The organism is Thalassospira sp. A3_1 (assembly GCF_017744215.1).
GTDB classification, from domain to species: domain Bacteria; phylum Pseudomonadota; class Alphaproteobacteria; order Rhodospirillales; family Thalassospiraceae; genus Thalassospira; species Thalassospira lucentensis_A.
The window spans coordinates 966,299-981,066 of sequence record NZ_JAGHQQ010000002.1; the positions used below are offsets into that span (position 1 = coordinate 966,299).

Sequence of the window (14,768 nt, forward strand, 5' to 3'; positions counted from 1 at the left end):
AATCGCGATGGCTTATGTTTTTGATCGCCACAGGAACAGGGAAACCCGATTGTCATGACCATCGATTTTGTCTTTGACGGGCCTGATGATGCCAAGCAGACCATTTTACTGGCGCATGGGGCGGGGGCCGCAATGGATAGCCCGTTCATGAATGAAATGGCGGCCGGTCTGGCGGCATGTGGCTATCGCGTGGCGCGGTTTGAATTTCCCTATATGGCGAAACGCCGGGGGGATGGAAAAAAGCGCGGACCGGATAGGGCCCCGGTTCTGATCGAAACTTATCAGCAGGTTGTGAAACAGCTTGGCACACCTGAAAATCTTGTGATCGGGGGCAAATCAATGGGCGGGCGGATCGCCAGTATGGTCGCAGATGACCTTGGCGTGCGTGGTGTCGTCTGCCTTGGTTATCCGTTTCATCCACCGGGGAAGCCTGAAAACCTGCGGACTGCGCATTTACAGAAAATGAAAACACCTACCCTGATCTGTCACGGCACGCGTGACCCGTTTGGCAGTCCGGACGAGGTGGCGGGTTATGGTCTGGCCGACACGGTATCCCTTCACTGGGTCTCCGATGGTGATCATGATTTCGAAGCACGCAAGAAGTCTGGTCACACACAGGAAGGCAATATTGCCGAAGCGATCAACGCGATTGATGCCTTTGTCAAAAGCACGGGATGACGTGGTTGGTTACGCCATCCCGCAAAAATCCGGGGTTACTGTGCCAGTAACCCGCCATAGGGATCATCCATAATGATCCGCCATACATTGCCGTTCGTTCGTTTCAGAACAGAAACCGAAAGGCCGTTATCATTGATTTGCGTTCCGTCCGGCGCCGTTCCCTGCATCGTCCATGGTGCAATGTGAAGGGCTGTATCATCGGTGACGAATACCTTGTGCCCGCCATAATCAAATGCCGGGTTGATGTCAAAGAACTGAATGAACTGTTCACGGATTTCCATGGCACCGCTTGTGGCAGTACCCGGTGTGAAGGCAATAACAGCATCATGGTCATAATGCGCCAGAACGCCTTCGATATCGCGGTTTTCAAATGCCTGTGTCATCGACAGAACGGTATCAAGAACCTGTTTTTCATCGGTGTTCATTGGGTGCCCTGGTTCGGTTGACTGTGCCGGGGTATTGAACCCCGGCAGCAAAAAGAACATCAAGGTTGGCAGAAATACCTTTTTCCTCATGACACCCCCAGCGGGGCAAGGGGAATGACATGGAAGGTGTTGGCTTTTTCAAAATCTGACGTGGGGGGCGAGATGTGGTCAGGGATCATGTGTTTGGTTCCGCAATCAGGTGATGGAGAGCGCGAATATTGGTGACGCGAAGGGATCAGGCCGGGATGCCTTCGACCGGCATCAGGAAATCCTTGGCATATTCATCACTCATTTCGGCGTCCTGACTGGCGATATCGATCCTTACCCCATTTGGGTCAAGCAGGGCGAAATGACGCTGGCCCCATGGTTCGTCGCGCAGTTCGAGTGCAAATTCGAAACCCTTGGCGCGGAGCTCACCGGCGGCAGTTTTGGCGTCCTCGACGCTGATGCCAAAGATGCTGCCGTCGCCCATGGTGCGGCCATGGAATAGCGGCGGCTGTGTCGGATGGTCGGGCTGCATCAGGCCGATTTGGACTTCCATGCATTCTGGCCAGACAAGGTGGATATACCAGTCCCCGGCAAAGACGGCGACAAAGCCGAGTTCTTCGTAAAAAGTCCGGCTTTCTGTCAGTTTTTCGGTGACGATAATCGGAAAGGCGCTGGTGACTTTCATTGGTTTTCTCCTGACGAATGTTGAAACCCTGTTCCCGATAATTGTCATGTTTGCACATACCTCCTGACAGGAGCCTGTCAGGAGCGTTATGATAATTTCTCGGTCATGCTGAGAAAGGAGCGAACATGAGAAGGGCCGACCGACTTTTCCGTCTTGTGCAGATTTTGCGCCGTCGCAAACTGTGCCGGGCGCGCGAACTAGCCGAGGAACTGGAAGTTTCCGAACGCACGATTTACCGCGATATTCGCGATCTTGCCGCGTCCGGTGTTCCGGTCGAAGGCGAGGCGGGGGTGGGCTATATCCTGCGCGATGGTTATGACCTGCCGCCATTGATGTTTGATGCCGACGAGATCGAGGCACTGGTGGTTGCCGCACGCATGGTGCAAAGCTGGACTGATCCGCAGATGGCGCGTGCCGCGGGCGATGCCCTGACCAAGATCGAGGCGGTCTTGCCGGAAAAAATGCGGGGTCTTATTGGCGGGGTGCCGATTGCGATTGCCGAAATCGCACAGGCCCCGATTGCGATTTCGATGCCCGATTTGCGTCGTGCCATCCGCGAACGGCATCTGATCAATATCGATTATACCGATGCCAAGGGGGATGACACCAATCGGCGGGTCTGGCCGTTGGGGATGCTGTTTTTTGGTACCATCTGGCTGTTGGCAAGCTGGTGCGAACTTCGCCAGGCCTTCCGCGTTTTCCGTGCAGACCGGATCAAGAACATGCAGATCACCGCAGATCATTTCCGACCGACACCGGGGCGGACATTACGTGACTACCTGATTTCCGAAGGCGTCGAGGGGGAAATCCTCAATGGCATCGGCCGATAACGAATTTGTCCAGATGGTAAGCGAATTGTTATCCCCACTTGGAAAAATCCACCCGAACCGGATGTTTGGTGCATTCGGGCTTTATTGCGATGGGGTATTTTTTGCGATCATTGATGACGATGTGCTGTATCTGAAAGGCGATGAACAAACTGCCGGGGCCTACGATGCGCAAGGTATGGCACCCTTTTGTGTGCCATCAGGTCGCCCGATGACACTGTCTTATTTCGAGGTTCCGGGTGATTGGCTGGACGAGCCTGATCAAATGATGGAATTTGCCCATATGGCACTTGGTGCTGCGCATCGTGCGGCAGCGGAAAAGGTGGCCAAAGCCAAGCGCAAAAAATCGAAAACCGGCAGTAATGGGTAAAAGTTTTCAGGGAGATCAGGGGCAAAATCATCCGATTGTTTGAGGTCGCACTGAAAGGGCTGCATTTGCCGCGGATTTTCGTATAAGATTTTCCTGTAGTAAGAAAACCACGGGGAAAGCGCATCGGTGTGGCGTTAAAGGATTTGTGCCGAAGCATTGTCGGGACGTTCCGCGTTCGGGAAGATCAACCCGAACTGGTTCGCGCGCAGGTCAAGGCCCTCTCCCGTCAAATCCCGTTACTTTACATCCTGCTTTTTGCCAACGCGGTTGCGCTGGCTTTCACGCATTACGGAACCGCACCCGACTGGATGACGGTTTATATTCCAGCGGTTCTGGGAATTGTCTGTCTGATCCGCGGGCTTGCATGGATGCGCTTGCGTGATACGGCAAATGATTTTGCCAGTGCGGTGCTGCATTTGCGCCGTATCCGCATTTTGGCCGCAGTCATCAGCGTCGTCTTCACCGCCTGGGCGATCAAGATGTTTGGTTATGGTGATGCCTATCAACAGGGGCATGTCGCCTATTTCATCTCGATCACCGTGGTTGGGTGCATCTTCTGTCTGTTGCATTTTCCCCCGGCAGCCCTGTTGGTCGTCATCATCGTTCTTGGGTCTTTCATCCTGCATTTCGGGTCTACCGGGAACGAGGTCTATGTCGCGATTGCGGCCAATATGGCGATGGTCTCCTTGATGATTGTCCAGATCATCCGAAGCTACTACGCGGCGTTTTCCGGACTGGTGGAATCGCAAATCGATCTGGAAAAGCAGCACACCAAAACCATCGAGCTTTCCAACCAGAACCGTGAACTGGCCTTTCGTGATGCCTTGACCGGTCTTTCCAACCGCCGCGCATTCTTTTCCCATCTTGACGAAGCGGTAGCACGCGCAAAGGACGGCGGGCGTTTTGCGGTTGCGATGATTGATCTGGACGGATTCAAGCCGGTCAATGACGTGCATGGCCACCCGGCTGGCGATGATGTGCTGGTCAAAGCCAGCGCCCGCTTACGCGACATTCTGGGACCGGATGTCTTGTTGGCGCGACTGGGTGGGGATGAATTCGGTGTGATCCTTGATGATATTACGGATGCCGCGGAACTGATCCGTATCGGACGGGAACTTTGCGGAACGCTTAATGATCCGTTCGAGGTTGGCGGGGGAACGGTGCAGCTTTCCGCTTCGCTTGGTTTTGCGACCTACCCGGCGGTGGCGCGTAAACCCAACGCCCTGTTCGAGCGTGCCGATTTCGCGCTTTACTACGCCAAGAAAAACATGCCGGGCCATCCGGTTCTGTTTGCCGCCCATCACGAAACCCTGATCCGCCATGACAGCCAGATCGAACAGGCCCTGCGCAAGGCCGATCTGGAAAGCGAATTGTCGATCCACTATCAACCGGTTTTTGATTTGCACAGCGGTAAACTGCATTCGATCGAGGTGCTTGCCCGGTGGGATAACGACAAAATGGGGCGGGTTTCACCCGAAATGTTTTTCCCGGTGGCCGAAAAAACCGGACAGGTCGGAACTTTGTCGACGATTCTGTTCCAGAAGGCCCTGAAATCCATGATCGCCTGGCCACAGGATGTACCGTTGTCGTTTAACCTGTCGGCCCGCGATATAGTTCTGCCCGATATGGCGCACTGGCTGATTGATCAGATCAAATTCTTTGGGATTGATCCGGGACGTCTGACATTTGAAGTGACGGAAACGGCTTTGCTGCGCGATTTTGTGTCGGCTCGTGCCAGCATCCGCTATCTGCGCCGCCACGGTGCAAAGGTTGCGCTGGACGATTTCGGGATCGGGTATTCCAGCCTGCGCTATGTTCATGAACTGGAATTCGACTGTCTGAAGATTGATCGCAGTTTTATCGAACCGATTGTAACCAGTGAACGCAGTCAGCGGATTGTCAAAACCGTAATCGACATGTGCGATAATTTGGGCACGGATTGTGTGATTGAGGGGATCGAAACACCCGAACAGCGTGACGAGGTTCTGCGTCTTGGCGGGCATCTGGCGCAGGGATATTTCTTTGCCCGGCCATCGGCCATGATTGATTGGGACGCGTTGCCCAATGTGGCAGGTCTGGATCGGACAGATCCTCCATCACTCACCCGACCGGCAGACGCAAAATCATAACGTTCCCATCATTAGATACGTGATCGCAAATAGGGCAAAATCGGCTGCGGATTTGCCCTATTGATGTCGGTTTCCCGGTTAATCTTCCCGCAACCCAATCAGGGTATTCTTCTGGTCATCCGGCATGGCAGATAGTGGCATATGTCCGCGTCGCGCGCCGGACAGCACCGGATACCGATTTTGCGGCCGATCTAAGCAATTGAAACGACTCGTTGTTTTTATTGGCTATTACAAGGATTCTGGCGAGTCGTTACGATTCGCCATCTCAGACGGGAACAGGGCTTCGGACAGATGTCAGGCCAGACGCACATTTCATCCCAGATACCGGCGGTCACGATTGATGGCATTGATCTGGCGCCTGAAATTCGCACCCGTCTTCGTCATCTGATTGATAGCCTGCCTGATCAACCCGCCCGATTACGGGTAATGGGGCATGTTCTGCTGGATATGGGGCTTGGCAGTCTTGCACTTGATGCGTTTGGACGGGCCCTGTTGCTGGATGATCTTGATCCGGCAACCCATCTGGGACTGACCCGGACCTATTTGCAGAACGGGGCGCGTGAAACCGCGCTCGAACATCTTGAAATCGCAATCAGCCTGCGGCCCGATGTCCGTGAATTGCGTGTGGTCGCCGCCGACCTTGTCGGATGCCGCGACAGGATGCGTGCCTTCAATCAACTGGGGGCGGTGTTATCAGCTGATCCGGATCATGCCGGCGCCCGAAAGGGACTGGCTGCATTGATCCGCTCGGTAATCACCAGCCGCATCCAGGAAGACAAATCTGCGACCTGGAAGGTGGCTGCTGATACTGCACGCGTCTGGGGTTTGCAGGATCATATGCCTGCACAGGAACTTTCCCCACCACAGCCGTGGTTCCTGAATTAACGGTTTTCCGGGGTTTGCCGGTTGGGTTGCAATGACACCACGGTAAAGTCGTCATGCAGTTTGACCGGTGCCCGATCCATGAACTGATCGGCAAGGTGGGATGCCAGATCGGGCATGCCGCCTGTTTCCGAAATAATATCCTGCACCAGATGCAGCAGGCGTTCACCTTCAAGCAGCGCGCCGTCATCAAGCACGGTTTCAATCAGAGCATCGCTGTATAGCAGCAGGAAGTTATCAATACCAAAGGCGGTTTCACGCGTTTCATATCTGGCATCGCGAATAACGCCAAGCGGGACGCCAGAGCCATCAAGAAACGTGGTCGAGCCGGTTTTGACATTGCCAAGAACCGGCGACGTACAAGCAGCACTGGCATAGCGGAATGTTTCGGCAGTCCGGTTTATAATGCCATAAAGCATGGTCGCATATTGCCCAACCGGCAGCAGCCCCTTGAGGTGGCGGTTAAGGGATTCCAGATACGCGCCCGGATCATCGTCATGTCGGTCATCCGACCAGATCAGGGAGTGAAGGCGAAATGTATTCAGCGCTGCACCAAGACCGTGACCGGCGAAGTCAACGATGTAAACACCAAGCCTGTCGTCATCAATCGGGGCCAGTCCCCACATATCACCGCCAAGTTCGGATGACATCTGGAAGCTGGCGCTGATGGTCATGCCATAATCAAGACCGATACCACGATACTGTTCCGCCTTGGGTATCAGCATTTCCTGCATGTCGCGCGCCATTTCCAGTTCGGATTGCGTGCGTTCCTGATAGGCCTGCAGTTGTTTGACCAGCAGGCGGTTTTCAAGATGGATGCGCGTGCGTGCGATCATTTCCGCCTTGTTCAGCGGTTTCAGAATAAGGTCGGTTGCACCGTCTTCGAAAATACGGGTGCGACCTTCGTTTTCTTCAAGGGCTGTCTGGGCGATGATCGGGGTTTCGGCAAATGAAGGGTCGGCGCGCAAAACCTTGCAGACCTCATAACCATCCATTTTCGGCATGATAATATCAAGGATGATCAGGTCGGGATTATGTTTGTTTGCCTGCTCCAGGGCATCCTCGCCATCCTTGGCAAAAACCAGATTGGTAAAGCCATCCGATCGCAGATAGGACGCGATGATTTCGCGCGAGATCATGGTGTCGTCGGCAATCAGGATCGTGGCATCGCGCGGGTTACGCAGGTCTGCTTCGCCCGATGCACGTTCAGCCGCTTCCAGTCCGGCGGCAAAAGTCGTATTCAACGGTAGGGATGCCGCAGTGTCGGGCGCAAAGGTAAGCCGGATTGTCCGTCCACCGCGATCAAAGCTGACATCGTGGCAAAGGCTTCTGATCAGGGGCAGGCCACGACCAAAGGTGGATTCCGCACCGGGCAGTTTGGGAACTGGCGTTTCATCGGGTGGGACAAAGCCGCTTCCCTGATCATTGATCGAAATTTCGACATTGCCATTACGTCGTTTTTTCGCGGTCAGCATGATCACCCGCCCGCCATAGACCGGTGATGCCAGGCGGCGTGCTGTTTCCTCACCCAGTTCGTTGAAGCGATCCATCGACAGATGGCCGGTCGTATTCATTTCCAGATTGCCGTGGATCATTGAATTGGCGAAGGCTTCCTGTACCGCCATTTCGACCGTCGGGGCGATCGTATCGTGAATGATACCGCGGTGGCGAAGGGCCGTGACGAATTTGCGTGCCATCGGCAATTGATACGCACTTTGTGTCGACATGCAGACCAGAAGGTCCCAGTTGGCGCCTCGTTTGGCCGTTCGCAACGGGCCAAGGTCGACCAAATCAAGCCCGTCATAGCATTCGACAAAGTAATTGCAGTTAAGACGGACCAGTGCGCCCAACCATTCCCGGCCGGTTTCGGACGGAATCAGGCATAACTGATATCGGTTGCTGTGAGGAAAATCTTCGGGGCTTCGGCCAAAGAAAAGTTCCGCATGAGCACCGGCTCCATCCCCGAAGATATGCCGACCATCAAGCACTTGTGCCGCCCGCGCGCGGTCAAGCGGTTCGGCAACGGCAACAAATGGGCGTGGCTGAACCTCGCCGGTTGCAGGCATTGTCAGTCTTCCAGTTTGAACAGAGTGTCGAACCGCGCAACTTCAAGCATGCGTTTGACCTGTCCCTGCGCGCCTTTGAGTATGACCGTGGCACGGGACTTTTCACCTTCGTCACGTGCAAGCAGCAGCATGCCAAGCCCGGCTGAATCGATAAACTCGACCCCGGAAAGGTCAAGAATTTGTATTTCGGCCTCCTGACTGCGGATTTCTTCGATCAGTTTGCGAAAACTGGAATGGTCCCCAAATGTAAATCGGCCATTCAGTTCTACTTTGATCGTGTTGCCGGATTTTTCGGTGGTGTAATTCAAGCCGTGATACTCCCGGATGCGAGCAATGTTACTGAAACTATGCCTTTTTTAACCAAAAGCTGATTTGTATGGGATAACGAATCAGCTGACTACAGGTTAGCAGTTGTGCATGTAATGTCACTATCGGTATGGTTGCCGATAGATGGTTAGATCGGGATGCGAACCACAAAATGCCAGATCAGGCACGCATTGTTGTTGTTGAAGACACCTTGTCGCTCGCGCGGGTGTATCAGGACTATTTGCGTGCGGACGGTCACAAGGTCGAGCATGTCGTCAACGGTCGCGATGCGATCAAAAGGCTGCGCAGTGATCCGCCAGACGTTCTGGTACTTGACCTGATCCTGCCAGACATGGATGGTCGGGAAGTTCTGCGTGCTGCCCATCAGGCTGCGCCGGAATGCAAGGTGGTTGTGATCACAGCGCATGGTTCGGTCAATATCGCGGTCGAGGCGATGCGTGACGGGGCGTGGGACTTTCTTTTGAAGCCTTTCACCGCCGACAAACTTCGTGTCACGGTCAGTGATGCGCTTGAAGGCCGGGCCGCGGTCAATGATACCGGAAAAAAAACGGACAGCGAAAATATCACCGACGAGATGTATTTTGACATCATTGGCGGATCGGACACGATGCATGATATTTATCGCATCATTGAAAACGCAGCCCCCAGCCGGGCAACGGTTTTCATTACCGGCGAGTCAGGTACCGGCAAGGAACTTGCCGCCGAAGCAATTCATCGCCGATCCGAGCGCGTCAACGAACCGTTCATTCCGCTGAACTGTGGTGCGATCCCCAAGGATTTGATGGAAAGCGAGATTTTCGGTCATGTCAAAGGCGCGTTTACCGGTGCCGTAATTGACCGCGAAGGCGCTGCCCACAGGGCCGCTGGCGGAACGCTGTTTCTTGATGAAATTTGCGAAATGGACCTTGATCTGCAGACCAAGCTTCTGCGCTTCATCCAGACCGGGACGTTCCAGAAAGTCGGTGGCAGTTCGATTGAAAGCGTTGATGTAAGGTTTGTGTGCGCAACAAACCGCGATCCGCTTGAAGAAGTACGTGCCGGACGTTTCCGCGAAGATTTGTATTATCGTCTTCATGTGATTCCGCTTCACATGCCACCATTACGTGATCGCGATGATGATATCCTGCAGATCGCCAATTTCTATCTGCAACGCTTCACCCGTGAAGAGGGACGTGATTTTCAACGGTTCAGCCCGGACGTGGCCGCTTTGTTCGCGCGCTATGCCTGGCCGGGCAACATCCGCCAGCTTCAGAACATCATCCGCAACATTGTGGTGCTGAATAACGGCACCGAAGTCACCATGTCGATGGTGCCCCGCCCGGTTAACAGTGGCACGGACGAAGAACGTTTTGGGTCGGGATCCATCGAAGCACCACCACCCCATCCGGTTGTGTCAAACGGGTTGGAGGATGCCGGTCGATTTTGGGAAGGTGACCCGGATGCGTTGGCCTTTTTGGCCGGTGCGCGCAACCTGCGCAATGATACAGAAGCACATCATATGGATACGACCTCGGCTCCGGCTCCGGCCATGATTGGCGCGGATGGCCGGTTCGCGATGGCGTCGATGCCCGCCGGGTTGCCGATGGACAGCCGTTATGCCGGAATCAAACCGCTTTGGCTGGTGGAAAAGCAGGCGATAGAAGAAGCGATTGCGCGATGCGGCGGATCAATCCCGCGTGCGGCGGATGCGCTTGGCGTCAGCCCGTCGACCATTTATCGCAAAAAGCAGGCCTGGGAAGAAAACGAGGCGAAATAGGCCGTCTAGTTTCTGAAAGCTGCCAGTGCCCGTTCCAATCGTTGCCAATCCTTTTCCGGGCCGGGCAGGCCAAAGCGGATGCGGCCCGCATCATCATCAAATAATCGTACCAGAATACCCTGTGTCCCCAGATGGTCTGCAAGATCTGTGGCGTTTTTGCCGTGATAAAGCCGGAACAGTGACGTTCCACCTAGCAAAGCCAGATCGGAATGTGCGTCAATCAGGGCATCAAGGCGTTTTGCATCGTCACACAGCTGATTGCGCATACCGGATTGCCATGCCCGGTCGTCAAATGCTGTGCATGCGATGGCAAGTGCGGGTCCGGCGATTGCCCATGGGCCTATCCGGTCAGTCAAATCCGCTGCCAGATCGGGACGCATGACGGCACATCCCAGCCGCAGACCTGCAAGACCGAAAAACTTGCCAAACGAACGCAAAACAATCAGGTGGTCGAGTTCATGGCACTTTGGACAGATGCTGTGTTCCGGACTGCAATCCATAAAGGCCTCATCAATCAGAAGCCATTTGCCGTTTTCTATCGCCATTCGGGCGAGTTCGGTCAGCGTGACCTGATCAATCAGACCGCCGTCGGGATTGTTCGGATTAACCAGAATGACGATGTCATTTCTGCCGCCCGGTGATCCCAGAATATCTGCAATTGCGGTCTTGCGGTTTTCCGGTGTTGTCATGACGGTATTTGTTTTGAACCCAGCGCGTTTCCAGCCCAAGGCATGTTCGGCATATGTCGGGCCAATGATATGGGCTGTTGCGCGTTTACCGTGATCAGCAAACCAGAAGGGAATGGTCTGGATCAATGCCTGTGTTCCTGGGGCGCAAACAATATGCTTGATATCAGGAATGCCGTAATAGTCGGCGGCGGCCTGCTTCAATGCAGTCAATTCGCTTGCCAGTGGCAGGCGTTGCCAATGGATGGGATCAAAAGACGATATCGGCCATGGGGTGGCATTGATGCCTGTTGACAGATCAAGCCATTCCTGCGGCGCAATACCATATTTTTCGGCTGCCTTGTCGATGGCGCCACCATGTGATGGGGATTGCAGGGTCATTTATGTGCCTTTGGCCGGAAATGGCTGTGCAGAACAATAAAACAGAATGCTATCTGCGTAACGCGTGACAGGTTTGCGCGCAAGTCGGACTTGCGCGGGGGCAGGTGACTTCGTATCGTCCGCGAAAACCTGCTTTGGATTTCCGCCATGATAACCGCATTTCAAGCCTGCGAACGTGCAAGCTGGCTTTCGATCAATCCGCAATTGACGATTTCTGGCGATGATGCCCGGATCGGGGACGTGCCATCAGTCGGGGCCGATCAGGGCGGGTTCGATGGTGCACCCCATTCGGAGCGGTTCTGGGAAGATGGGTATTTTCTGATCAGGGACCTTTTGCCCGTTGACAGCCTGACGGATTTGCGGGCCGGTATCGAAAACCTGGTGGCGAATGGCTTGCCGCCTGCGATGATCTATCTTTACGACGAGGCATGGCAGGTGTTCAGACGGCTTCGCCCGTTGCTGAACCATTTCCTGGGGGATCGGGTTAAGCTGCTTCCGCATTTTTGGGCCTGGCATGTCAATCCCGGGGAGGACGGGCGTGGATGGCCCCCTCATCGCGATTATCAGGGGGAAAGTGCGATCGGCGATGACATGCTGATCAGTCTGTCGCTTTGGGTGCCACTGGGCATTGCAAACCCTGATAACGGCTGTATGTACGTATTGCCGCGCTCATTCGAAAAGTGTTATCATCAGCCGGTTGCTAAACCGGAAGATGTGGCTTTGCAAGACGTTCGGGCATTGCCAGCCGGGCCGGGGACTGTAATGGGGTGGCGACAGGATTTGTATCATTGGGGGGGACGGTCAAGTGCCTTTGCCAGCGAGCCACGGATCAGTCTATCGCTTGAATTCCAGAATGCTGCTTTCGATCCGATGGCGGATCGTTTGCTTGATCTGGAGCAGCCACCGGTCTTTCGTGAACGGCTTGAACTGATTGTGCAGCAATTTGCAAAATACCGGCATATGCAATCTATGGATGACAATACCCTGCGATGGGTCGACGACATTATTGTCGAACTATCGGGTCGGGCGTGACTTGGCAGGGATATTGTTCCAATTGCCGTGATGGCACACTAACAACGGTCAAAAGACCAGAACCGGGGTCGATGCCAATATGCCCAAGATGCTGAGCCTTACCGGTATCGCGTTTCTTGCGTTTTGTATCATCAGCCCTGGCTTTCTGTTTTTCACGTCTCTTGACGATGATCTGGTTTCAGCAATTACCATTTCTGTTCTGGTGGTTGTCGAGTTTATTGCACTGTTGTCGATATGCATCGGATGGATTGTTTTTGACATCACCAAGCGCAAACAGATTTTGTATGTCGCGGCCTCGATGGGACTGCTTCTTTTCAGCGATATTCTGGGTATTCCCAATCTCGTGTATGGTCGCGCCCTGCTGGGGCAGGAGCAGGCACTTGGATCCTTTACCGGTCTTTTGATCCTTGTTTTACGGCTTGGTTCGTTCTCGCTGGTGCTTATGAGTTGGTATATCGCGAACCGCCAGGAAAACAGGCCGGGTAATGATCAGGTATGGGGACTGGTACCGGGAATGATCGTGGCAGGCTGTGCCGTTCTGGCATTCCTGGTTTGGCTCTTGCCCGATGTTTCAAGTGATGTCGGCGGTGCCCTGCAAAATATCAGTACCCTGATCCTGTTTCCGACCATGGTAATGATTTTTGCCTGTGCCGCAGGGTATCTGGTCCGGTGCCACTACCGATTTACCCTTTCCGAAGCCTTGTTTTGTTTCGCGCTTCTGATCGGATGTTTTAATCATCTGGCGTTTTTTGCCTTCGGGCCGGAAAATGCCGATATTGTTGCGCGCTTTATCATTCCGTCCCGCCTGATCAGTTACAGTTGCGCGCTGGCTTTCATGTTGCTGGAACTGCGCAGCCATTATCGCCAGTCGTTTCAGGCAAGCTCTGCCAAAAGCGAATTCCTTGCCACGATGAGTCACGAAATCAGAACCCCGTTAAACGGTGTTCTGGGCATGGCGCAACTGTTACAGCAAAGCCAACTTGACGATGCGCAAAAGGAACGGGTCAGCGCGATCCTTTCGTCGGGGCGGGCGCTAATGGCGCTTTTGAATGATATCCTTGATATGAGCAAGATCGAGGCTGGTCGCGTCGAACTGGAAAAACGACCGTTTCACCCATCCGATATCACCTATGACCTGTTTCGTGCGATTGCCGATATGGCGCGCGAAAAGAACCTTTCCCTGCATTGCGATGATGTGGCCTTGGCAACGCGAATGTTTATCGGTGACGAGGTCCGGTTTCGTCAGATCCTTTGGAACCTGTTGTCAAACGCGGTCAAATTCACCCGTAAGGGATCTGTGAGACTGGAAGTCACGCACGAGGAAATTGTACCCGAACGCGTTCGACATCTGATTTCGGATGAGGAAGTATACCATTTCGCGGTTATCGATACCGGCATCGGTATCCCGCGGGACCGACAGGAACAGATATTTTCCCCTTTCAGTCAGGCCGATAATTCCACGATGCGTCAATATGGCGGAACGGGGCTTGGGCTTTCAATCGCGCGCAGCCTGACGGAGCTGATGGGTGGTTTTATGACGGTCAACAGTGCCGAAGGACAGGGCACGCGGTTTGACCTTTGGCTGCCGTTCGAAGCCCGGGAATCGGAACTGCATGCGCAGGGCGGCAGCCAGATTGCCGAGGGTAATGGTGACAGTGTGCTTTCTGGCCGTCGCATTCTTGTTGCCGAGGATAACGAGATCAATGCCAATGTGATCCGCGGCTTGTTGCAGCGTCACGGATTGGTCGTCGATATTGTTCCAAATGGTCGGGAGGCGGTGCATGCCTTCCAGAACAATTCCTATGACGCGATCCTGATGGATGCTCATATGCCGGTTCTGGACGGAGAGGGTGCGACCCGTCATATTCGTGAACTGGAACGTGTCACCAGGGGGGGACGCATTCCAATCATTTGTGTCACTGCCGAAGCATTCAGCGACCGGCATCGCGATTTTCTGGCTGCGGGAATGGATGAAGTCATGACCAAACCCGTTGAGGAACGCAGGCTTTATGGTGTGCTTTTGCGCTTCCTCAGAAGCCGCGGTGTTTCCCGTCCCGCTGTTTTGGATACGCGCGTTCCTGATCTTGCCGAGGCTGTAAATCCTATACCTGATTCGACCTTGGAACAGCCGGCGCCAAATCCGGTTGTCGAAAACATTTCAGCCAAAGAGACCAAGATGAACCTGATAGACAAGATGCGCTTTGATGAAATGAGCAGTGCATTGGGTGCCGATCAGATGGCAAGCCTGATTGATCTGCTACCGGCATCCTATCAGGAAGAACGCGAAAAGATGATGGCTGCGATCACAGATGGTGATCGCGAAAGGCTTCGCCGTGCTGCACATACAATCAAGGGAATGGCGGCAAATCTGGCTGCTGAAAAGCTGTCTGCGAATGCACGCAAGCTCGAGCTTTATGACGGCGACTTTGATACGGCAATTCACGACCAGATTGCCGAACTTGACCGTCTTGCCGAGGACACCGCCAATGCCATGCGTAAAGCCTTGCAAGACTGATTCTCGCAAATAAAAAGACCG

At 54.1% G+C, this 14,768-nt stretch carries 13 protein-coding genes; 8 read left to right on the top strand and 5 right to left on the bottom strand.

The window, feature by feature from the left end; genetic code table 11:
* The first annotated feature begins 54 nt into the window (after positions 1–54).
* Positions 55–678: an alpha/beta fold hydrolase gene (locus tag J7395_RS11540; protein ID WP_209221570.1), complete on the top strand. Its 624-nt coding sequence runs from the start codon at positions 55–57 to the stop codon at positions 676–678.
* A 35-nt stretch (positions 679–713) separates the two neighbouring features.
* Here the strand turns inward: J7395_RS11540 and J7395_RS11545 are convergent, their stop codons facing one another.
* Both J7395_RS11545 and J7395_RS11550 read right to left on the bottom strand, forming a co-directional pair.
* Entirely contained in the window at positions 714–1,103 is a 390-nt protein-coding gene (locus tag J7395_RS11545) for a nuclear transport factor 2 family protein (RefSeq protein WP_209221571.1), read from the bottom strand.
* A 235-nt stretch (positions 1,104–1,338) separates the two neighbouring features.
* Positions 1,339–1,776: a VOC family protein gene (locus tag J7395_RS11550; RefSeq protein ID WP_209221572.1), complete on the bottom strand. Its 438-nt coding sequence runs from the start codon at positions 1,774–1,776 to the stop codon at positions 1,339–1,341.
* A gap of 125 nt (positions 1,777–1,901) precedes the next feature.
* Between J7395_RS11550 and J7395_RS11555 the strand changes: the two genes are divergently transcribed.
* From J7395_RS11555 to J7395_RS11570, 4 genes are all read left to right on the top strand, one after another.
* Positions 1,902–2,606 (top strand): YafY family protein, encoded by a 705-nt coding sequence (locus J7395_RS11555; protein ID WP_007090760.1) that lies wholly within the window; start codon positions 1,902–1,904, stop codon positions 2,604–2,606.
* Positions 2,590–2,973, top strand: coding sequence for a TfoX/Sxy family protein (locus J7395_RS11560; RefSeq protein ID WP_209221573.1), 384 nt, complete (start codon positions 2,590–2,592; stop codon positions 2,971–2,973). Before J7395_RS11555 ends, J7395_RS11560 begins: the two co-directional genes overlap by 17 nt.
* A 128-nt stretch (positions 2,974–3,101) precedes the next feature.
* A complete protein-coding gene (locus J7395_RS11565; RefSeq protein WP_209221574.1) occupies positions 3,102–5,102 on the top strand; it encodes an EAL domain-containing protein in 2,001 nt (666 codons plus the stop codon).
* A 291-nt stretch (positions 5,103–5,393) separates the two neighbouring features.
* Positions 5,394–5,987 (top strand): hypothetical protein, encoded by a 594-nt coding sequence (locus J7395_RS11570; RefSeq protein ID WP_209221575.1) that lies wholly within the window; start codon positions 5,394–5,396, stop codon positions 5,985–5,987.
* Here J7395_RS11570 and J7395_RS11575 read toward each other — a convergent pair.
* Together J7395_RS11575 and J7395_RS11580 are read right to left on the bottom strand one after the other, a co-directional pair.
* Positions 5,984–8,050: a SpoIIE family protein phosphatase gene (locus tag J7395_RS11575; protein ID WP_209221576.1), complete on the bottom strand. Its 2,067-nt coding sequence runs from the start codon at positions 8,048–8,050 to the stop codon at positions 5,984–5,986. The two genes, J7395_RS11570 and J7395_RS11575, sit on opposite strands and share 4 nt — an antisense overlap.
* Positions 8,051–8,052: 2 nt before the next feature.
* On the bottom strand, positions 8,053–8,358 hold the full coding sequence (locus J7395_RS11580) for an STAS domain-containing protein (RefSeq protein WP_062952631.1): 306 nt from the start codon (positions 8,356–8,358) through the stop codon (positions 8,053–8,055).
* 170 nt (positions 8,359–8,528) lie between these two features.
* On the opposite strand from J7395_RS11580, the gene J7395_RS11585 reads away from it, so the two are divergent.
* Positions 8,529–10,133 (top strand): sigma-54 dependent transcriptional regulator, encoded by a 1,605-nt coding sequence (locus J7395_RS11585; protein ID WP_209221577.1) that lies wholly within the window; start codon positions 8,529–8,531, stop codon positions 10,131–10,133.
* A gap of 5 nt (positions 10,134–10,138) precedes the next feature.
* Here the strand turns inward: J7395_RS11585 and cobD are convergent, their stop codons facing one another.
* Positions 10,139–11,200, bottom strand: a complete 1,062-nt coding sequence (cobD, locus tag J7395_RS11590) for a threonine-phosphate decarboxylase CobD (RefSeq protein WP_209221578.1) — start codon at positions 11,198–11,200, stop codon at positions 10,139–10,141.
* Positions 11,201–11,347: 147 nt separating this feature from the next.
* Here cobD and J7395_RS11595 point away from each other — a divergent pair, with 147 nt between their 5' ends.
* Together J7395_RS11595 and J7395_RS11600 are read left to right on the top strand one after the other, a co-directional pair.
* Positions 11,348–12,232 (top strand): phytanoyl-CoA dioxygenase family protein, encoded by an 885-nt coding sequence (locus J7395_RS11595; RefSeq protein WP_209221579.1) that lies wholly within the window; start codon positions 11,348–11,350, stop codon positions 12,230–12,232.
* Between the two features lie 79 nt (positions 12,233–12,311).
* Positions 12,312–14,747: an ATP-binding protein gene (locus J7395_RS11600; RefSeq protein ID WP_209221580.1), complete on the top strand. Its 2,436-nt coding sequence runs from the start codon at positions 12,312–12,314 to the stop codon at positions 14,745–14,747.
* Positions 14,748–14,768 lie beyond the last annotated feature (21 nt).